Origin of the sequence: Vibrio sp. Vb1755 (assembly GCF_033338635.1) — a bacterium.
GTDB classification, from domain to species: domain Bacteria; phylum Pseudomonadota; class Gammaproteobacteria; order Enterobacterales; family Vibrionaceae; genus Vibrio; species Vibrio alginolyticus.
In genome coordinates this window covers 51,736-71,433 of sequence record NZ_JAWOTA010000010.1, presented here as the reverse complement: position 1 = coordinate 71,433, position 19,698 = coordinate 51,736, and the positions used below count along the sequence as shown (strand labels likewise).

The window sequence follows — 19,698 nt, the reverse complement described above, 5'->3', positions numbered from 1 at the left end:
AAGGGTTTGGCTTATTGTTTGAGTTCTTAGTGCTGCGGGTTATCCGCAAGCCAGTTCGCCATTGCGACGAATTGTTCTAGCGTCAGGTTCTCTGGACGCATGCTTGGATTAACACCTAGCTCTTCTAGTACTTCTGTGCTTAACAACGATTTGTAGCAGTTACGAACTGTTTTACGACGTTGGTTAAAGCCTTCACGACAAACGCGATCGAGCAAACGCAGATCTTTCGCCGGGCATGGCAGCTCTTCGTAAGGCACTAAACGAACAACGGCAGAATCCACTTTCGGTGGTGGAACGAATGCCGTTGGCGGTACTTCCAGTACCGGTACCACTTTACAGTAGTACTGAGCCATTACCGTTAAACGGCCGTAAGCTTTGCTGCCAGGGCCGGCGGCTAAGCGGTTTACCACTTCTTTTTGCAGCATAAAGTGCATGTCTTGAATGTCTTTATGGAACTCAAAAAGGTGGAACATCAATGGTGTAGAGATGTTGTATGGTAAGTTACCAAAAATGCGCAGCTTGTTGTTTGGCTTCACTAGTTGAGTGAAGTCAAAACGCATAGCGTCACCCTCATGGATGGTCAACTTATCTGCCAGTTCAGGGTGAGTACGTAGGCGTTCCGCCAGATCGCGGTCTAATTCGATAACTGTGAACTTATCCACTTCACGACCTACTGGCTCAGTGATTGCACCAAGACCAGGACCGATTTCAACCAGGTTTTGACCTGGTTTTGGGTTAATCGCTGATACGATTCCATCAATAATGTATGGATCGTTCAGGAAGTTTTGACCAAAACGTTTACGCGCTTTGTGCCCTAAATGGACATCATTTCTCATTGTTTCTTCTCTACCAAATCTATCGCATGCGTGAGCGCTGTTCGGAAACTCCCTGTATCCGCTTGACCTGTCCCTGCCAGATCTAATGCAGTACCGTGGTCCACCGATGTTCTAATAAAAGGTAGACCAAGAGTAATATTTACTGAACGACCAAAGCCTTTGTATTTTAATACTGGCAATACTTGATCATGGTACATGCCTAAAACAGCATCAGCATCATTTAAATATTTTTCATTGAAAATGGTATCAGCCGGCAGAGGGCCGATCAGGTTGATACCTTTTTCTTGTCGAATTTTTTCCAGTGTCGGAGTGATGGTCTCGATCTCTTCACGACCTAAGCAGCCATCTTCGCCAGCATGAGGGTTAAGCCCGCAAACGTAGATGTTTGGTTGTGCGATAGCAAACTTTTCTACAAGGTCTTTATGAAGAATATCGATGATTTTTTCTAATCGCTCTTCGGTGACAGCTTTGGACACATAAGCTAAAGGAATATGTGTTGTAACCAGCGCCACGCGTAGTCCTTCCGTTGCTAGCATCATTACGACTAGCGGCGTTTGTGACTTCTCGGCGAAAAATTCAGTATGACCACTGAATGCAACACCTGCGCGATTAATCACCCCCTTATGAACAGGGCCGGTGACAATAGCATCAAATTCATCATTCATACAGCCTAAAGCTGCTCTTTCTAGCGTTTTTAGTACATAGTGGCCATTCGCTTCATTGAGCTCGCCTGCGACCGCAGGTTCCGATATTTGGATATGGTCAACGATAAGCGTGCCCGCTTTTTGTGCTTTAGGTGCTTCTTCTGGATTGTAATCAGACAGTTGGACTTCGATGCCAAGCTGCTTGGCTCGCTCCGTCAGCATATTCTTATCGGCACAGACGACAATTTGGTGCGCCCAATCTTCTTTCGATAGGGCAAGCACTAAGTCTGGGCCGATACCCGCAGGTTCCCCTGCGGTTACGACAATTCTACGAATTGTATTAGTTGTCATTGTTGTCATCCACGATTTCAACAAACGCACTTGCGCGTAGCTCTTGCATCCATGCGCCCGCTTCTTCATTAAATTTACGGTTAAATAGAATACGGTAAGCTTTGTTCTTCATCGCTGAGTCAGTACGGTCCACTTGGCGACGATCCAACACTTCAACGATATGCCAGCCGTGAACGGTTTTGAACGGTTCGCTGATTGAGCCAACTGGCAGAGTTTCTACTTGGTGCTTGAATTCTGGCACGTAAAGATCTGGTGTTTGATAACCTAGTTCACCGTCTTGTGCTGCCGAGCCAGGATCTTGACTGTATTGTGTTGCCAATTGAGCGAACGTTGCTTCACCGGCTTTGATGCGGCGTACAAATTCATTCAGTTGCTTCTTCGCCCCTTCGTCGCTCAGAATCACTGTTGGTTTAATCAAAATATGACGCGCATTTACTTCCGTTACCGCAACCGTTTCTAGGCCTTTTACATCCTCTATTTTTAGGATGTGGAAACCAACGCCACTACGGAATGGACCAATAATGCTGCCTTTGTTTTGCATCTTGATCTGATCAGCAAAGATGGTTGGCATCTCTTCTTTACGCATCCATCCCCAATCACCACCCTGTAAAGCTTTAGGACCTTTTGAGTAGGTGTAGGCCATCTCCGTAAAGTCTGCACCTTCGTTTAGCTTTTTCGCGAGCGCTTTAGCTTCTGCTTCTACAGCTGACTTTTCTTTATCGTCAGAGAAGCGCAGTTGAATGTGTCCAATTTTGTATTGAACAGTCGCATTGGTTTCTTGTGATAGTTGCTCAGCAAGGCTATCGACCTCTGCTGGAAGGATATTAATACGGCGACGAACCAGTGCATTGCGAGCTTCTGATGCGGCGATTTCCTTACGAATTTGTTCGCGGAATTCTGGGTAACTTAAACCTTCACTTTCTACAGAAGCAGCGAGTTGTTCTACCGATTGCTCATTATTACGTGCGATCTCTGCAATCGCTTGGTTTAAACGGTTGTCGTCAATACGCACACCAATACGGTCTGCTTCTTGGCCTTGCAACGTATCAATGATAAGTTTTTCAACGACTTGTTCTTTTAACACGCTGGTAGAAGGTAAGCTCTTTCCACTTTGACGAGCGTTGGCTTGCAGCGTTTTCATCGCTGTTTCGATGTCGCTTTGTAGAACTACACCGTCATTCACGATGACCGCAACCTTATCGATCTCTACTGGTGCTGCAACCGCTCCGCAAGAGAGTAGGGTCGTGAATAAGATTGATTTCCAAATTTTCATTTAAAATTCCGTCAGTATTTTTGAATAGGCGTCTTATTCATTTAAGACGCCTATTTTGATTAATTGTTCAGATAGAATGGGCGGCCGTACTTAATCGCGTTGTCAGAACCATCCAGTTCTTTGACAGCAGTGTCTTCACGCTGGTTAGTCGCAAAGCCTTGAATACCGAAGTTAACGCTGAAGTTATTTTCGTATTCAGGTGATGCCCCGGTGCTGCCGATAGCTTGGTCTTCCCAACCAAGCAATTGGTTTGAGTAAGTGACGCCAATGTACCAACAGTCAGATTGGTAACGTAGGCTCGCTAACCATTCTAGGTCCGCATTTTCATTGAGGTCGTAGTAGTATTGACCACTCGCAGACCAGTTCGGGTTGAACTCGTAGGCCGCTACAATACCTGCTTGAGAAATACCTTTACGAGTAATTGTGTCTAGGTTTTCGAGAATGATCGTATCTTCGATGTATTCACGCGTAACGTAGCGATAGTTACCCTGAATAAAGCCGCCGTTGAATTGGTATTCCAAGGTACTGTTTGCCAACTGCATGGAGCTCAAATCAATATCGTATTGAATTCCACCGTGATAGAACAAGTAATCGTTGTAGTTGAAATCAGCTTCAATCGCCCATGATGAGTAATTGGTTGTCTCATCCGGAAGATTTGGGCTGTTGCTCAGTTTGGTCTTTTTATCGAAGTAGTAAATCTGACCAAATGAAACGTTAAGACGCTCTTTATAGTCATCATCAAAGAAGCGAGTACTCGCACCGTAGCTTAACTGGTTCGCCGAGGCGATTTTATCAATGCCACTGTACTTACGACTGCGGAATAGCCCGTAGTAGTCGGTTTGTAGCAAGGTGGTATCGTAGTTGTAGATGTTGGTTTGATCTTCTTCAGGTACGTACAAGTACTGCAGCTGAGGCTCCAGTGTTTGTGTGTAGCCCTTGATCCAGCTTGTATCTCGCTCTAAGTAAAGTTGCGCATGCGTACGGAACTCAGGAATAACACGAGAAACTTCATCATCCAACTGGTTTTGCAAGTTTACATCAGTCAAACCCGTTAAGTCTTGAGAGTAATACGTAGAGAGCACACGCGCTTCTGTTGTCCACGTTGCCCATGAGTTTGAGAGTGGCAATGTAAGCCCTGGTTCAATGTGAACACGGGTCGCATTTGGTCGCGCAGCATCGCTGGTATCGAAGCGGCTGATTTGGCTCTTCACGTCAAAGTTAAGGTAGTCTCCCCACAATGGCGTGTAGTAGTTCAAGTCTAACTGAGGAAGCAGGCGATAAGGGCGGTTCTCTTCTTTCAATAAGATTTGGAAGTCACGAACGGTTAACGAGGCATCCCAGAAGTCAGAACGATATTGTACTTGTCCTTCTTGAACCAGTTGACCATCTTCACGGTTACCAATGTCGGAGTCGAGATCGAGGAAGTAATCAATATCACTCACTTTTGAGTAATCGACTTTGACTATCCACTGTTTATTGATGATACCGTCGTGTTTAACTTGGTAGCCCCAACGAGACTCGTCCTGATATTTGCGATCACTATTGAGGTATTCGCCTTTGATTTCTCCATTTCCCCAACCATCTGTTAGGTAGCGGAAGTCAGTATCGAGTTTTGTACCACGTTGCTGCATATAGAGCGTGGTGAGTGTCATGTCATATTGAGGCGCGATGTTCCAATAGAATGGCACCTCGACTTCCATACCATCACTAGAACCGTACGATAAAGAAGGGAAGAGGAAACCCGTTTTACGCGTATCTCCAATTGGCATGGTTAGATACGGCACATAGAAAACAGGCACATTTAACACTTCAAATCGAGGATGGTGCAGCGTCGCTGTCTCTTCATCTTGGTCAACATCGATGCCTGACGCAACCAATCGCCATGAATTATCGCCTTGAGGGCACGATGTGATAGAGCCATCTTCGAGTTCATAAACCGACTGACCTGTGCGAGCGATATAGGCTGCAGTGCCTCGGCCTTGTTGGCAAAGGAACTGATAATCGGTGTTCTCAAGTGAAAACGTATCTTGATTAATGTCGTTAGTAACACGATCAGATCGAGCTTTGACTTGGCCGTCATTGAAAGTCACGTTGCCTTCGGCAACCACGACGTTGTCTTGTTGGTGCAGCGTTACGCTATCTGCGGTAATTTTCTTCTGGCCTTGGGTGACTTGTACATTACCTGAGTACTGAGCTTTGTCACCATTGATGGCTTGCAGGGTGTCAGCTTCTACCACTACTGGGGTATTAAGAGCGTCCTCCTCGCCACTTGTATCGACCAAACATTGATCTGTGGCGGGCATTTCCTGCACACTATCATGGATATTCGCTTCAGCTTGAGTGGTGGGTACAAACAAGGCGGTGCTGATAGAGGCCGCTAAAAATGTGCGGGAGAAATGTTGCATTGAATTGAACTTTCCTGTGTCACTACTACTCGATGGCTATAGGGCTTGTTGTACCCTAGCGTAATAGCCAAATGAATCAACTATAGTCGCATTTATCCCAGCGTATTGATTCACTGTGGCATAATGACGACAAAATAGCTGCAAAGATAAGCAGGCGAAATGGCCTAGCCGAAATAAAACTAATTCCATTATCATAAAGGAAATCGTTGCATCCGGCACTATAAGACCGCCGTCGTCGATAAAAATTCATTGATAGAGAACACATAATGCATATTTTTGGCAAAATTCTGGGTGCCTTTTTTGGCTTGTTACTTGGCGGGCCACTAGGTTTACTCTTTGGCTTATTTATTGGCCATCAATTCGATAAAGCACGTCGCTTGAGTCAAGCCGGGTTCTCTACTGGCGGCTTTGGAAAAGGGCCAAGTCAAGCTCAGCGCCAAGAAGAGTTTTTTAAAGCGGCGTTTGCGGTAATGGGACATGTGGCAAAAGCGAAAGGCCAAGTCACCAAAGAGGAAATCCAACTGGCTTCAGCCATGATGGACCGCATGAATTTGCATGGCGAACAGCGTCGCGCAGCGCAAGACGCGTTTCGTGAAGGTAAAGACAGCGACTTTCCGTTAGAAGATGTTCTTGTTCGTGTGAAAATTTCGACAGCTGGTCGCTTTGACTTGTTGCAATTTTTCTTAGAGCTGCAAATCTCGGCGGCCTTTGCCGATGGATCGATCCACCCGAGTGAACGAAATGTACTACACAAGATTGCACGTGGTTTGGATTTCTCTTCTGAGCAATTAGAGCGTCGTTTGCAAATGCAAGAAGCCGCATTTCGTTTCCAAAGCCAGGGCGGTTTTCATGGTCAGCACCAAGGCCAATCTTCAGGTGGTAGCTGGCAACAAGCTTCACAAGCGGATCAGTTGGCCGACGCGTACAAAATTCTGGATGTGTCTTCAGATGCAGACAGTAAAACCGTCAAGCGTGCTTATCGTAAATTGATGAACGAGCATCACCCGGACAAATTGATGGCTAAAGGTTTACCACCAGAGATGATGAACGTCGCGAAAGAGAAATCTCAAGAGATTCAAAACGCTTACGATCTTATTAAGAAGGTTAAAGGCTTTAAGTAGTCGGACGTTTTCTATCAAACATTTGGATGTAAAAAAGGGCACTCAGTGCCCTTTTTCATGTCTTAGTCTTTGAGTTGCCTGTGTCTTTAGCTTTTGGCCTATCATGTCCCTAATGCTAATTGACCTCACATCCCCCCAGTTTAGTTGGCTTGATTCAAGTCCCAATCGTATTCGTATTTCACTTTGCCAGAGAAGTTTTTGTATTGCGGAGCATACTTTGCGATGTGTTTGAAGATTTGTTTTTCTCCACCAAAGTCCGTTGCAAACCAATCATAAATAGAAGACAGCTGTGCCGTGTTACCTTGGATAGATACGCCTTTGCTGCTGTTGATAAATGTTTTGGCGGCACTATCCAGTAGAGCTTGCGTGTTGTCAGCAGTGAATGCTTGAGATTGCAGATTAGGGCATCCTAGGCTGGCACAGTTAACCGCGTAATGCGTTCTTGGGTCATTCCAAATTGGACGCAAAATTCGATGTTCAATATCGTTTAAAGTTAGATCCTTCCCATTGACCACGACCACATCGTCTCCCCAAGGACCAAAGCTAAATAAACCACCTAGCTTGGTGATTGATTCGACTGGATAGTTATCCAAAATAAGATCTACCGTGATGGCGTTGTAAAGGTTTACCCAATAGGCATATTGCTCTGCTTGGTTGTATTGTAGAGGGTCTAGTTTTGCCAAACGCTGGATGTATTGTTTCAGCTTAGTTTTATCGACAGAGGAGACTTGGCTATAACGAAACAAGGTATTCTCGCCTTGTTCAACTAAATAAGTATCGAGCAGTTGTTGCCATTCTTGATGAGAAATTTGGGTTTGGTTGGCTTGATTCGATTGTTTCCAATATGGCCATAAGTCGGATTTAGGCGCGGACAATGTCGAGAAAGAAACCAGAGCACACAACAGCAATAACAGACGCTTCATAGAGATACCTTTGAATGAGATATTGTTGATAGTGTAGACCAGTTTAGTGCTTGTTTTCTTTCAGTAATCAGTGGCCTTTATTCGCTGTCATTCCGAGGAGCATAAGCGATATCAGGAATCTAATACCCACAAACTCTTGAGTAAAGACAGTATGAATCTGTACAGTGCGCTCTGGTAGTCGATCCTGAATCACGCTCCTTCGTCGCTGTTCAGGATGACGAATTTCAACAGAGGCGTTCGGTATTCTGTAAGCAAAGCGATATGAGATCAGTCACCCAAAACAAATCAAGGGCCGACAATTGCCAGCCCTTGATTTGTGTATTTACTAACGCGTCTTAACGCAAGAAGCTTGGAATATTCGCTTCGTACTCAGCAATCTTATCTTCGTGTTGAAGGGTTAGGCCAATGTTGTCCAAACCGTTTAGCAAGCAATGACGACGGAACGAATCGATTTCAAAACCATATTCTTTGCCGTTGGCACGAACGACATTCGCTTCTAGGTCGACCTCGACTTCTGCACCTTCATTTGCCTCAACAAACTGGAAGATTTCATCCACTTCTTGTTCAGTCAAACGAACTGGCACCATTTGGTTGTTGATCGAGTTGCCGTAAAAAATATCGGCAAAGCTTGGTGCGATCATCGCTTTGATGCCGTAATCCGCTAGTGCCCACGGTGCGTGCTCACGAGATGAGCCACAGCCGAAGTTTTCACGAGCCAGCAAGATAGACGCGCCTTGGTAGCGAGGTGCGTTCATCACGAACTCTGGATTTGGCTGTTCGCCAGCATCGTCTAGGAAGCGCCAGTCATGGAATAGGTGCTTACCAAACCCTAGGCGGGAGACCTTTTGTAGGAACTGCTTTGGAATGATGGCATCAGTATCAACGTTCGCTGCATCTAGAGGAACAACTAAGCCTGTGTGTTGTTTAAAGCCTGACATTGGTTTGCTCCTTAGTCTAGTTCACGAATATCTACAAAGTGACCAGCAATTGCTGCTGCCGCTGCCATCGCAGGGCTCACTAGGTGGGTACGGCCATCACGACCTTGGCGGCCTTCAAAGTTACGGTTTGAAGTAGACGCACAACGTTCATGTGGGCCCAAACGGTCATTGTTCATTGCTAGACACATCGAGCAACCTGGTAGGCGCCACTCAAAGCCCGCTTCTTTAAAGATAACGTCCAAGCCTTCCGCTTCTGCTTGCGCTTTTACTTGCTCAGAGCCAGGAACGATTAGCGCTTGAACGTGAGGCGCGACTTTGCGACCTTTCGCTACTTCAGCGGCTGCGCGCATGTCTTCGATACGTGAGTTAGTACAAGAACCAACGAAGACTTTATCAACGTTGTAATCAGACAATGACTTGCCTGCCTCTAGGCCCATGTAAGCCAAAGCTTTTTCTGCCGATGCTTTTTCTACTGGGTCGGCAAAGCTTTCTGGTGCTGGGATAGGTTGATCTACTGCGATCACTTGGCCTGGGTTAGTACCCCAAGTGACTTGTGGTCTGATATCCGCTGCGTTTAGTGTCACGACTGCATCAAACTGAGCATCATCGTCAGTTTTTAATGTCTTCCAGTATTCTACTGCTGCATCAAAGTCGGCACCTTGAGGTGAGAATTTACGGCCTTTGATGTATTCGAACGTGGTTTCATCTGGCGCAATCAAACCGGCTTTCGCACCTAGCTCTATCGCCATGTTACATACGGTCATGCGGCCTTCCATTGAAAGGTCAGTGATCGCTTCACCACAGAATTCAACTACGTAGCCTGTACCGCCTGCTGCTGTCGTTTCACCGATGATGGCTAGCACAATGTCTTTCGCAGTAATGCCCGGAGCCACTTTGCCTTTTACTTCGATCTTCATCGTTTTGGCGCGCGCTTGTTTTAGCGTTTGAGTTGCTAATACGTGCTCAACTTCTGATGTACCAATACCAAAAGCGAGAGAGCCGAATGCACCGTGTGTAGCCGTGTGCGAGTCACCACAAACAATGGTCATGCCCGGTAGGGTAATACCAAGCTCTGGGCCCATAACATGCACAATACCTTGGTATTTATGGTTGATGTCGTAAAGCGTAACGCCAAACTCTTCACAGTTTTTCGATAGCGTTTCCATCTGGATACGAGCCATCTCACCCGATGCGTTGATGTCTTTGGTGGTTGTCGAAACGTTGTGGTCCATGGTGGCAAAAGTTTTGCTGACCTGACGCACTTTACGACCTTTTTCACGCAAGCCGTCAAATGCTTGCGGAGACGTCACTTCGTGTACCAAGTGACGGTCGATGTACAAGATTGGGTTTTCCCCTTCTGCTGCGACGGCAACGTGTGCGTCGTAGACTTTTTCGTATAATGTTTTGCCCATTGTTTGCTTCCTTTCCTCATCGCCGTTGCCGCAATAACTGCGTTAGCGACACCCGTTTATCCAGTTATTTAGCTTATTTAGCGAACTAAACGCCTTAATATAAATGGGCTTGCTGCCTTGCTATTGCACCAATGACTTAGAGGAAAGCCATTGGTTGACCGAGGATTTAGTATTTATTATGAATCTGTTTTGTATTAAGAGTTTAAGACGTACTCAGCGATCTTATCGCCCATCTCAGACGTCGAAAGTGCTGGGTTGTCACCAGCAAGGTCACCCGTTAGTTCCCCCGCTGATAGCGCTTTTGAAACTGCCGTTTCGATGTCTTGTGCCGCCGTTTCCTCACCTAGGCTATAACGTAGCATCAGTGCCGCAGACAGGATTTGTGCCACAGGGTTAGCGATGTTCTTACCTGCGATATCTGGTGCACTGCCACCTGCTGGCTCGTACAGACCGAATTTGCTTTCGTTTAGACTTGCTGATGGCAACATACCCATAGAGCCTGTGATCATCGCACATTCATCAGAAATGATGTCGCCGAAGATGTTTGAACACAGCATTACGTCGAACTGAGCAGGGTCTTTGATAAGCTGCATAGTCGCGTTATCAATGTACATGTGTGACAACTCGACATCTGGGTAGTCTTTTGCGATTTCTTCGACTACTTCACGCCATAAGATAGAGCTTTGTAGAACGTTCGCTTTGTCGATAGAGCACACTTTCTTGCGACGTAGACGAGCAGAGTCAAAAGCGATTTTTGCAATACGTTCGATCTCAAAGCGGTGGTACACCTCAGTATCAAATGCTTTTTCTGTTGCGCCTTCACCTTCACGACCTTTCGGTTGGCCGAAGTAGATACCACCCGTCAGTTCACGGACTACCACGATGTCAAAGCCGCGACCCGAGATGTCTGCACGTAGCGGTGAGAAAGCTTCAAGACCTGAGTGAATTTGCGCTGGACGTAAGTTACAGAACAGTTGGAAGTGTTTGCGTAGTGGAAGTAGGGCACCACGTTCAGGTTGGTCGTTTGGTGGTAAGTGCTCCCACTTAGGGCCGCCAACCGAGCCGAATAGGACTGCATCAGACTCTTCACATGCTTTTATTGTGCTCTCTGGAAGTGGGCAACCGTGGTTGTCGATCGCGATACCACCGACATCATGCTCGTCACGCTCAAACGCAATACCATGTTTCTTTTCGATTGCATCCAATACTTTATGTGCCTGCGCCATTACTTCCGGGCCAATGCCGTCACCGGGTAGGACGGCAATTTTGTACGATTTGTCTGTCATGTTAATCCTTTAAGTTTTCTAATTTTGAGCTTAATTAATTCAACGAGCGTGTTCTTTCCTGAGCCGTGTAGCCCGGTTGTTATTACACAGTCGCAATCTTTTTCTGCTTCATTTCTTCGATTTTATCTGCACGATGAATGCTGTTAATAACGTGCAATAATGCTTGGCCGGAAGCCTCAACGATGTCGGTGGAAACACCCGTACCGTGGTATTTGCGACCTTTGTAGTTGGCAATGATGTCTGCTTGACCCAAACCATCTTCACCTTCACCTTTCGCGGTTAGGTCGAATTTATCCAGAACGATGTCGTAGCCTGTCACGCGGTAGATACATTGGTATAGCGCATCAACTGGGCCATTACCGACCGCTGCTTCACACATTTCTTCATCACCGCATTGCATTTTGATGCTGGTGGTAGCCATTACGCTGCCAGACTGCACGCTTAGGTAGCTCAATTTGTAGAAGTCATCTTCTTCACGCAAGTTCGAGAAGTGCATTAGGGCTTCTAGGTCGTAATCGAACACTTGGCCTTTGCGATCAGCAAGTTTCAAGAAATCCGCATACAGCGCGTCTAGGTTGTACTCGTCTTCGTTGTAACCCATGGTATCCATATGGCTCTTCACGGCAGCGCGACCGCTGCGGCTGGTTAGGTTCAGAGCTTGGTTTTTTAGGCCAATAGACTCAGGGGTCATGATTTCGTAGGTATTCTTATTCTTCAACATGCCATCTTGGTGGATGCCTGAAGAGTGGCTAAACGCATTTGCACCCACAATTGCTTTGTTGCTTTGAATAGGCATATTGCATAGCTGGCTAACCAACTTACTGGTGCGGTGAATTTCATCATGCTTAATGCCAGTGTGAACGCCCAAAAACTCTTGACGAGTCTTGATGATCATTGCGATCTCTTCAAGTGAACAGTTACCCGCTCGCTCTCCAATGCCATTGATCGTGCCTTCTATCTGACGTGCGCCAGCTTGAACGGCGGCAATAGAGTTGGCAACTGACATCCCCAAATCGTCGTGACAGTGAACGGAGATGATCGCTTTATCAATGTTCGGAACGCGGTTAAATAGGGTTTCAATAATCCCACCAAACTCACTTGGTACGGTGTAGCCAACGGTATCTGGAATGTTGATTGTACTCGCACCTGCATTGATGGCGGCTTCTACCATGCGACATAGGTTGTCGATTGGAGTACGACCAGCATCTTCACAAGAAAACTCGACATCATCAGTGTAGTTACGTGCATGTTTAACGGCGTTGACTGCCATTTCTAGTACATCGTCGTAGCTGCGGCGTAGTTTGTCTTCTACGTGAATGGTGGAAGTGGCTAAAAACGTGTGAATACGGAATTGGTCAGCCACTTTTAATGCTTCAGCGGCAGCATCAATGTCTTTCGCAACGGCACGCGAAAGGGCACAAACTCGACTGTTTTTTATGTTTTTTGCGATGGTTTGTACAGACTCGAAATCACCTGGTGAAGAGATTGGGAAGCCAGCTTCGATAACATCAACGCCGAGTCTTTCCAGCGCATAGGCAATCTGCAGTTTTTCTTTAACCGTCAAGCTTGCTGACAACGCTTGCTCGCCATCACGCAATGTGGTGTCGAATATAATGACCTGATCGTTCATGTTTGCTTCCTTCCTGATTTCTGCACTTTTGCGCAAGTGAATCGTTTACTTCCAGTATTTAGATATAAAAAAACCCGCATTCTCATGCGGGTTCTTAGAAATTGGTGTGGTTATTTTTCTTCCACAGCCTACCCGCGCGAACTGGTCACGATCAGGAGGAGGCTAAGCAGGATAGAAAAATGCGCTGACATAGTTGTTAAGCTTTCCACATAATTAAGTTAACAAATTAGTACCGCACTCCATGAAGCGCGTCAACCCTAAAGTCGATTTTTTATTCATATCGGATGAGTCTTTTCGTTTGCTTGAAAAAAATGATGCACTAAGTGAAACGACATGATGCGATAGAAACGTGCTAGAAGAAGTAAGTTCTCATCAAGTTTGCGACGTTTCATTACCAAAACAAGCATCGGGATTGCGACTTGTCACACAAAGGTCCGAATTGTTTGGCAAAAGTTTTGAATGACCATTTATAGTAGTGCAGTTGCACTAGGTAAAAGAAATAAGGGTTAGGGAAAGAATGAGGTTAACAAAACAATTTGGACGTTCAGCCATAGTATTTACTCTGGTCAGCTTGTCGGGTTGTCAGCTGTTTCAATCGCAGACCTATGTGGAAGTGGCTTCCCCCGTTGTTATGAATGATCACTCGCAGAGCGTCATGGTTATCAATGATCAAATGGATCGATTTTTGAGTTATGAGGGACGCGAATCGTTCTTGAATCAGATGCTTGTTGCCCTTGAGTCTGACAGCCGAAATAAGTTCAAAGGTAAAGATCCGGAAACGTATTCTTGGTGGAAGATCCGCGTTCAACCTAGTGAGAAACAGCAAGCGGAAGTTTTCCGACCAACCACTGAAGGTGTCGATACTTCAAACCCAGTAGAGTTTATGGATGTTTCTTACCGCTCTAAGACCACATTAAACCTACGCTCCAAACCGAGTCTTGAAGGGGCAAAGCTTGGCGTATTATCGAAAGGGGAAGTCTTTAATGTGCTAGCAAAAGTGGTTGATCAACCTTGGTTTCTCGTTGAACAGAAAGGAGTGATAAAAGGTTATGTCCATAAGGATTATGCGCGCAGCAATGTGATAAATCGTGACATTTTATCTACTCAGCCTAACCCTCTACTAGAGCCTAACTCGAGTAAAACGGAGCAAACGAGTATAGAGCATGAACTGTCGGGAAACTATACTTGCCGCTCACTGAGCTATGAGCTTACAAAAGATGGCGACATGACGACGGGCTCTTTGCGCGCCTGCCGCAAGAAGAGAAAAGTCTGGTATATAGACACCCCTCAACCGCAACCATCAAACCCTTCTTAATGTTCTATTTTTATGGTTATGCCCAATAGATAAATTGTTGGGCACACCTTAATTTGGCCTTTGTCATTAATTGTCCAAACTCCCGTCATGCTGTTGTCACCTAAACCTCCTACTTTTCACACAAAGGCGTTGTCAAAGTAAGGAAAGGTCACATGCGAACCATAGAGACAATTACACAGCCAATTGCAACCATTGCTAAGTTTGATTTAGCGCTCTCTAGTGTTTGTCTTAAGCACCGTTTTAATCAACAAGTCGCCAATATCAGCAAAGGAGTCTCCCACAGTGGTGACGGGCACCTTTACTTGGTGTTGGGTTTATTAGCTTGGTATTTAGATAAGGAGCAAGGAGTCTGGTTTTTACTGGCGGGTTTACTTGCTTTTGCTATCGAGCTACCAATTTATTGGACGCTGAAAAATAGTTTTAAGCGTCGTCGTCCTGAAGAGCTTAGTGCACTCCTTCCTGCTTTTATTACCCCCTCTGATCGCTATAGTCTTCCTTCAGGACACACTGCCGCTGCGTTTGTCATGGCGACGCTGATTGACCATTTCTATCCGAGCCTAGGCGTTGCTGCATTCTTTTGGGCAAGTTTAATCGGAACCGCGCGAATCTTATTGGGTGTGCACTTTTTTACCGATGTCATCATTGGTGCACTGCTTGGCAGTCTTTGTGGTGGATTAGCGATTGCGATGTTGGGAGGCTAATTGATGAAAATCTTGTACGGTGTTCAAGGGACAGGAAACGGACATATTGCACGCGCAAGGGCGATGAGTCATGCGTTTAAAGAGCACGATGTTGAGGTCGACTTTTTGTTTTCTGGGCGAGCGCCGGAAAAATATTTTTCAATGGAAGCATTTGGCGATTACCAGACTCGCCGAGGCTTCACCTTTATTACCGAAAAAGGCTCTGTAAACTACGCGAAAACAGCATTGAATAACAATTTGGTGCAGTTTTTCAAAGAAGTTAAGCAACTCGATCTGTCGTCCTACGATCTTATCATTAATGATTTCGAACCTGTGACAGCGTGGGCAGCGAGACAACAAAATAAACCTTCTATTGGTATCAGCCACCAAAATGCTTTTCGTTATCCGGTGCCACTAAAGGGAGCAAGTTGGTTAGATAAATCCGTCATTGAATACTTTGCGCCTTCTCAACACCACCTTGGTTTGCATTGGCATCATTTTGATCAACCTTTGTTACCGCCGATAGTGCATACCGTCGATAGCCAAGCAGAAAACGACGACTTCGTGTTGGTGTATCTACCGTTCGAATCGATTGAAGATATCTCGGACTTATTGTTCCACTTTAATCAACAAGCGTTTATCTGTTATCACCCGGATGTGATCGAATGTGAGCAGGTAGAAAACATAGAACTGCGCCCTTTATGCCACAGCAACTTCCAACATCATTTGCATCGCTGTAGTGGTGTCATTGCTAATGGTGGGTTTGAGCTTCCTTCAGAAGCCTTGTCTTTGGGGAAAAAATTGTTACTAAAGCCACTCGCGGGTCAATTCGAGCAGCAGAGCAATGTTGCGACCTTAGAAGACTTAGGGCTTGCGATGTCGATGGAGAGCTTAGACATTTCCGTAGTACGCCAGTGGCTAAAGGAGCAACAAGCCGAAAGTGTGAAATACCCAGATGTTGCTCAGGCTATTGTTCATTGGGTACTGCAAGGTGCATGGGATTCAAAAGCAGAGTTATCCAGACAACTGTGGGAGCAGGTTGATTTTCCAAGTTACGTGTCGAACATTTAAGTACGTTGTTCCTTCCATTTTTGACACGATTTTGTTGCAGCCTTTCTGTTTGGAAGGCTGCATTTTTATTCTTCCTCTCTCATTTCTATTCAGTGTGTATTTGCTGATAATTTGACTGATAAGTGCAAAATTCAATCAGAGATATAGCTGTCATCTGTTGTTCTTATTTCAACTAATAACTGAGCTAAATGTATGCTTGTGTTGAACGCCTGTCCTATCAATTTGCTAAATACGTCCTCAAAGAATGCATTTTTACGTGTTTTATAGTTTTTTATGTTTTTATCAAGCTTTTGTTATTTAACAAATAAATACCTAATTGGCTAAAATTTACTGATTAAATATCAATCTAGTTGCGAAACCGCAATCGATTAGTTGATAGTACAGTTCGAGCCGGAAGTATCCGGACGATAAATATAATAAAAAGTTAGGTTATCTATTCGTAAAATGATTCGAATCCAGCCGCCGTCTTTTGTGCGAGATGGGATTCTATTCGTTATGAATTTAATGAACAAAGTTGACGATTACAAAAGAGGCGCACTCAATGTTAGAGAAGAAAGACGCGATGAGCGCAATTGCTAGCTACCGTATGGAAAGCACTTTGCGTGGTGTAGATTTAAACCTACTGACTGTATTTGATGCTGTAATGCAAGAGCAAAATATTACTCGTGCAGCACATAACCTAGGCATGTCTCAACCGGCGGTAAGTAACGCCGTGGCACGCTTAAAAGTGATGTTTAACGACGAGCTATTCATGCGCCAAGGCCGTGGTATTCAGCCTACGCAACGAGCTCGTCAACTGTTTGGCCCTATTCGCCAAGCACTACAGCTGATTCGCAATGAACTTCCTAGCTCTGTATTCCAACCAGAATCTTCGACTCGCTTATTCAAGCTTGCGATTTGCAGCCCTTGTGACATGCGTTTTGCTCCGAAGATCATGGCAAAAGTGAATCAACAAGCACCAAACGTTCAGCTTCATCTAGATGCAGAATTTGACCGTTTGTTGTCTGAGCGTATGCGCTACCAAGAAATTGATTTCGTGATCGACTACGCTCGTTTTGATGAGCAAGGTTTCTCAAGTACTGAAATCTTCAAAGATGAATTAGTGGTTATCGCATCAAAAACCCACCCACGCATTCAAGGTGGTGTGACGGCTGAGCAACTGCTTAACGAAAAGCATGCGAAGTTATCGAAAGTGCATGGCCAACGTAGTTTCTCAGAGCAAGCGTACCGTGAACTGGATTGCCAAGCGGCGTATGAAGGTTCTAGTTTAAGCAACCTACTATACGTGGTGGGTCAATCTGAGCTTGTGACTATTGCACCACGTTGGATGGCGGAAAATGCGGTAAACAGCGATCAACTGCAAATTCTTGATTTCCCATTTGCGAACAAAGAAATCAGCGGATTCTTAAGCTGGCATGAATCAAGTGAAAAAGATAAAGGCCACATTTGGCTACGCGATCAACTGATGATCACTTGTGGTGAAGTCGTTGCCGCAAAATAAGATGACGTTTGGTTTTCTCGATTAGACCATATTGGTAATCATCAATTTTTACAATTCATTGGTCCCCGAGCGATTTTTGTCTCTCGGGGCTTTTTGTTTTCGTAATCAACAATCGAAACAGTAAGTTAAATAGAGTAATCATTCAGCAATTTGAGGTACGTTCGCGACGTATAAGTGATAGTTGTCTCTTATTAGTGATAAGTTTGATACTGGTCAGTTGCGTTTTAGCAAGCCGTGAGTACACTTGTTCGCTCAATTAGCTTACGCCTGTAAGCCAAAAGGTAAGTAAAAGAATGGCCAAGTTAGATTTTCATATCGTTAAACGTATTCGTGAACAAATTGCGAACGGTGGTACACGCGTTGCACTCAAGCATAAAGTGGGTGAGGAGTGGCAAGGTATTACGTGGACGCAATTTGGTCAGCAAGTTGATGCTTTATCACTTGCACTTTTGGCTCAGGGATTAGGAGTCCAAGATAAGATCGGCATTTTCTCGAACAACATGCCGCAATGGACGATCGCTGATATCGCAGCACTGCAATTACGCAGCGTGACAGTACCTATTTACCCAACCAATACTGCCGCCCAGTCGGCGTACATCATTAACAATGCAGACGTCAAAGTTCTGTTTGTTGGTGAACAGCCTCAATTTGATGCAGCAGTGAGCATTTTCGACCAGTGCGAACAGTTAGAGCTCATTGTTGCGATGTCTGATGATATAGAACTTGGCGATCATGATTTCGTTATCTCTTGGCAAGCATTTGTTGCCAAAGGCGACGCTACATATCAAGTTGAATTGGACGCGCGTTTAGATCAGGCAAAAGAAGATGATCTACTCACGCTGATCTACACCTCGGGTACAACAGGCCAGCCAAAAGGCGTTATGTTGGACTACGCAAACATTGCGGCGCAATTGGAAGGGCACGATCAGCGCTTGAGCCTTTCTCAAAGTGACGTGTCATTATGTTTCCTTCCGTTGTCACACGTATTTGAGCGCGCTTGGACCTTTTATGTATTGTACAAAGGGGCGACCAACTGCTATTTGCAAGACACCATGCAAGTACGTGATGCACTGAGCCAGGTGCGACCTACCGTGATGTGTGCCGTACCGCGTTTCTATGAGAAGATCTTCTCTGCGATTCACGAGAAAGTGTCTCGCGCGCCGATTCACCGTAAGATCATGTTTACTTGGGCAGTCAACATGGGCGCAAAAATGGCCGCTTGTCATCAAGAAAAACGTCAGCCATCGCTCTTGCTGCGTAAGTCATACGCTTTGGCGGATAAGTTGGTTCTGAGCAAACTGCGTGCGCTACTTGGCGGGCAAATCAACTTTATGCCTTGTGGCGGTGCAAAGCTGGATGAAACCATCGGTCGATTCTTCCATGCGATTGGTATCAACGTTAAGTTGGGCTACGGCATGACTGAAACCACGGCGACAGTATCGTGTTGGGATGATAAATGTTTTAACCCCGACTCTATTGGTATGTCGATGCCTGGCGCACAGGTTAAGATCGGCGAAAACAACGAGATTCTGGTTCGTGGTCCAATGGTGATGCGTGGCTATTACAAAATGCCAGAAGAGACGGAAAAGACCTTTGATGAGCACGGTTTCCTAAAAACGGGCGACGCTGGTTACATTGATGAAAATGGCAACTTGTTCATCACCGACCGTATCAAAGAGTTGATGAAAACTTCAGGTGGTAAATACATCGCTCCACAAATGATTGAAGGTGCGATTGGTAAAGACCACTTTATCGAGCAAATCGCAGTCATTGCGGATACTCGTAAGTTTGTTTCTGCGCTTATCGTGCCTTGTTATGATTCGCTAGAAGAGTACGCGAAAGAGCTGAATATCAAATATCACGATCGCGTTGAGTTGATTAAGCACCACCAGGTGGTCGAAATGCTTGAGAAGCGTGTGAACGATCTTCAAAAAGAGTTGGCAAAGTTTGAACAAGTGAAGAAGTTTAAACTGTTACCAAGAGCTTTCTCTATGGATGATGGTGAGTTAACGCCAACTCAAAAACTTCGTCGTAAAGTCATCAATGACAAATACCAAGATGAAATTGAAGAAATGTATAAGGAAAAGTCGGATAAAAAGTAACTTAAGCTGACTTAGATTTTATATTGATGAAAAAATCCCCAGTGATGTGATCGCGCATTGCTGGGGATTTTTGTTTGTATTGATTTTTTCTGCTTTGCTCGTCAAATAACGCTATTTCGCACCCAATAGCTAAAAGCTTATGAAATAATGTTCTTTTTTTGAGCGTTGACTTTTTAGTTTGTACTGTGAAATAGGAGATGTGTGGCTGCT

Annotated in this window: 15 protein-coding genes; 6 read left to right on the top strand and 9 right to left on the bottom strand. The window is 45.2% G+C overall.

The annotated features are described in order from the left end of the window. Nucleotides 1–26: 26 nt before the first annotated feature. The 4 genes from rsmA to lptD are packed head-to-tail and all read right to left on the bottom strand — an operon-like array spanning nt 27 to nt 5,509. Nucleotides 27–836, bottom strand: coding sequence for a 16S rRNA (adenine(1518)-N(6)/adenine(1519)-N(6))-dimethyltransferase RsmA (gene rsmA, locus R7E00_RS11325; RefSeq protein ID WP_005379669.1), 810 nt, complete (start codon nt 834–836; stop codon nt 27–29). Further along, complete coding sequence (gene pdxA / locus R7E00_RS11320) at nt 833–1,831, bottom strand: 4-hydroxythreonine-4-phosphate dehydrogenase PdxA (RefSeq protein WP_005383085.1); 999 nt, start codon at nt 1,829–1,831, stop codon at nt 833–835. Before pdxA ends, rsmA begins: the two co-directional genes overlap by 4 nt. Beyond that, the gene (gene surA, locus R7E00_RS11315; RefSeq protein WP_005379672.1) at nt 1,821–3,104 is read right to left on the bottom strand and encodes a peptidylprolyl isomerase SurA; all 1,284 of its coding nucleotides are present in this window, start codon (nt 3,102–3,104) and stop codon (nt 1,821–1,823) included. Before surA ends, pdxA begins: the two co-directional genes overlap by 11 nt. A 59-nt stretch (nt 3,105–3,163) precedes the next feature. Beyond that, complete coding sequence (lptD, locus tag R7E00_RS11310) at nt 3,164–5,509, bottom strand: LPS assembly protein LptD (RefSeq protein WP_258482089.1); 2,346 nt, start codon at nt 5,507–5,509, stop codon at nt 3,164–3,166. Between the two features lie 266 nt (nt 5,510–5,775). On the opposite strand from lptD, the gene djlA reads away from it, so the two are divergent. After that, a complete protein-coding gene (djlA, locus tag R7E00_RS11305; protein ID WP_203345702.1) occupies nt 5,776–6,630 on the top strand; it encodes a co-chaperone DjlA in 855 nt (284 codons plus the stop codon). A gap of 140 nt (nt 6,631–6,770) precedes the next feature. Here the strand turns inward: djlA and R7E00_RS11300 are convergent, their stop codons facing one another. The 5 genes from R7E00_RS11300 to leuA form a co-directional block, all read right to left on the bottom strand. Continuing rightward, nucleotides 6,771–7,553, bottom strand: a complete 783-nt coding sequence (locus tag R7E00_RS11300) for a DUF547 domain-containing protein (protein ID WP_005383074.1) — start codon at nt 7,551–7,553, stop codon at nt 6,771–6,773. A gap of 335 nt (nt 7,554–7,888) precedes the next feature. Continuing rightward, nucleotides 7,889–8,491 carry a 3-isopropylmalate dehydratase small subunit gene (gene leuD, locus R7E00_RS11295; RefSeq protein ID WP_005383071.1) on the bottom strand — a complete coding sequence of 201 codons (603 nt, stop codon included), beginning with the start codon at nt 8,489–8,491 and terminating at the stop codon, nt 7,889–7,891. 11 nt (nt 8,492–8,502) lie between these two features. Beyond that, on the bottom strand, nt 8,503–9,903 hold the full coding sequence (leuC, locus tag R7E00_RS11290) for a 3-isopropylmalate dehydratase large subunit (RefSeq protein WP_005383069.1): 1,401 nt from the start codon (nt 9,901–9,903) through the stop codon (nt 8,503–8,505). Nucleotides 9,904–10,097: 194 nt separating this feature from the next. Beyond that, nucleotides 10,098–11,189 (bottom strand): 3-isopropylmalate dehydrogenase, encoded by a 1,092-nt coding sequence (gene leuB, locus R7E00_RS11285; RefSeq protein WP_017820268.1) that lies wholly within the window; start codon nt 11,187–11,189, stop codon nt 10,098–10,100. A gap of 82 nt (nt 11,190–11,271) precedes the next feature. After that, the gene (gene leuA, locus R7E00_RS11280) at nt 11,272–12,819 is read right to left on the bottom strand and encodes a 2-isopropylmalate synthase (RefSeq protein ID WP_005379685.1); all 1,548 of its coding nucleotides are present in this window, start codon (nt 12,817–12,819) and stop codon (nt 11,272–11,274) included. A 517-nt stretch (nt 12,820–13,336) separates the two neighbouring features. Here leuA and R7E00_RS11275 point away from each other — a divergent pair. The 5 genes from R7E00_RS11275 (at nt 13,337) to R7E00_RS11255 (ending at nt 19,488) form a co-directional block, all read left to right on the top strand. After that, a complete protein-coding gene (locus R7E00_RS11275; RefSeq protein WP_054574255.1) occupies nt 13,337–14,134 on the top strand; it encodes an SH3 domain-containing protein in 798 nt (265 codons plus the stop codon). A 152-nt stretch (nt 14,135–14,286) separates the two neighbouring features. Next, complete coding sequence (locus tag R7E00_RS11270; RefSeq protein WP_005379690.1) at nt 14,287–14,835, top strand: phosphatase PAP2 family protein; 549 nt, start codon at nt 14,287–14,289, stop codon at nt 14,833–14,835. 3 nt (nt 14,836–14,838) lie between these two features. After that, nucleotides 14,839–15,885, top strand: a complete 1,047-nt coding sequence (locus tag R7E00_RS11265) for an MJ1255/VC2487 family glycosyltransferase (protein ID WP_158173627.1) — start codon at nt 14,839–14,841, stop codon at nt 15,883–15,885. Nucleotides 15,886–16,426: 541 nt separating this feature from the next. Beyond that, a complete protein-coding gene (gene calR / locus R7E00_RS11260) occupies nt 16,427–17,386 on the top strand; it encodes a LysR family transcriptional regulator CalR (protein WP_005379693.1) in 960 nt (319 codons plus the stop codon). Nucleotides 17,387–17,679: 293 nt separating this feature from the next. After that, entirely contained in the window at nt 17,680–19,488 is a 1,809-nt protein-coding gene (locus R7E00_RS11255) for an AMP-dependent synthetase/ligase (RefSeq protein WP_005379694.1), read from the top strand. Nucleotides 19,489–19,698: the final 210 nt, after the last annotated feature.

What these genes read in the sequence shown, in the direction of transcription:
- rsmA (WP_005379669.1), bottom strand. Translation starts at nt 836, where the DNA reads ATGAGAAATGATGTCCATTTAGGGCACAAAGCGCGTAAACGTTTTGGT.
- pdxA (WP_005383085.1), bottom strand. Translation starts at nt 1,831, where the DNA reads ATGACAACTAATACAATTCGTAGAATTGTCGTAACCGCAGGGGAACCT.
- surA (WP_005379672.1), bottom strand. Translation starts at nt 3,104, where the DNA reads ATGAAAATTTGGAAATCAATCTTATTCACGACCCTACTCTCTTGCGGA.
- lptD (WP_258482089.1), bottom strand. Translation starts at nt 5,509, where the DNA reads ATGCAACATTTCTCCCGCACATTTTTAGCGGCCTCTATCAGCACCGCC.
- djlA (WP_203345702.1), top strand. Translation starts at nt 5,776, where the DNA reads ATGCATATTTTTGGCAAAATTCTGGGTGCCTTTTTTGGCTTGTTACTT.
- R7E00_RS11300 (WP_005383074.1), bottom strand. Translation starts at nt 7,553, where the DNA reads ATGAAGCGTCTGTTATTGCTGTTGTGTGCTCTGGTTTCTTTCTCGACA.
- leuD (WP_005383071.1), bottom strand. Translation starts at nt 8,491, where the DNA reads ATGTCAGGCTTTAAACAACACACAGGCTTAGTTGTTCCTCTAGATGCA.
- leuC (WP_005383069.1), bottom strand. Translation starts at nt 9,903, where the DNA reads ATGGGCAAAACATTATACGAAAAAGTCTACGACGCACACGTTGCCGTC.
- leuB (WP_017820268.1), bottom strand. Translation starts at nt 11,189, where the DNA reads ATGACAGACAAATCGTACAAAATTGCCGTCCTACCCGGTGACGGCATT.
- leuA (WP_005379685.1), bottom strand. Translation starts at nt 12,819, where the DNA reads ATGAACGATCAGGTCATTATATTCGACACCACATTGCGTGATGGCGAG.
- R7E00_RS11275 (WP_054574255.1), top strand. Translation starts at nt 13,337, where the DNA reads ATGAGGTTAACAAAACAATTTGGACGTTCAGCCATAGTATTTACTCTG.
- R7E00_RS11270 (WP_005379690.1), top strand. Translation starts at nt 14,287, where the DNA reads ATGCGAACCATAGAGACAATTACACAGCCAATTGCAACCATTGCTAAG.
- R7E00_RS11265 (WP_158173627.1), top strand. Translation starts at nt 14,839, where the DNA reads ATGAAAATCTTGTACGGTGTTCAAGGGACAGGAAACGGACATATTGCA.
- calR (WP_005379693.1), top strand. Translation starts at nt 16,427, where the DNA reads ATGTTAGAGAAGAAAGACGCGATGAGCGCAATTGCTAGCTACCGTATG.
- R7E00_RS11255 (WP_005379694.1), top strand. Translation starts at nt 17,680, where the DNA reads ATGGCCAAGTTAGATTTTCATATCGTTAAACGTATTCGTGAACAAATT.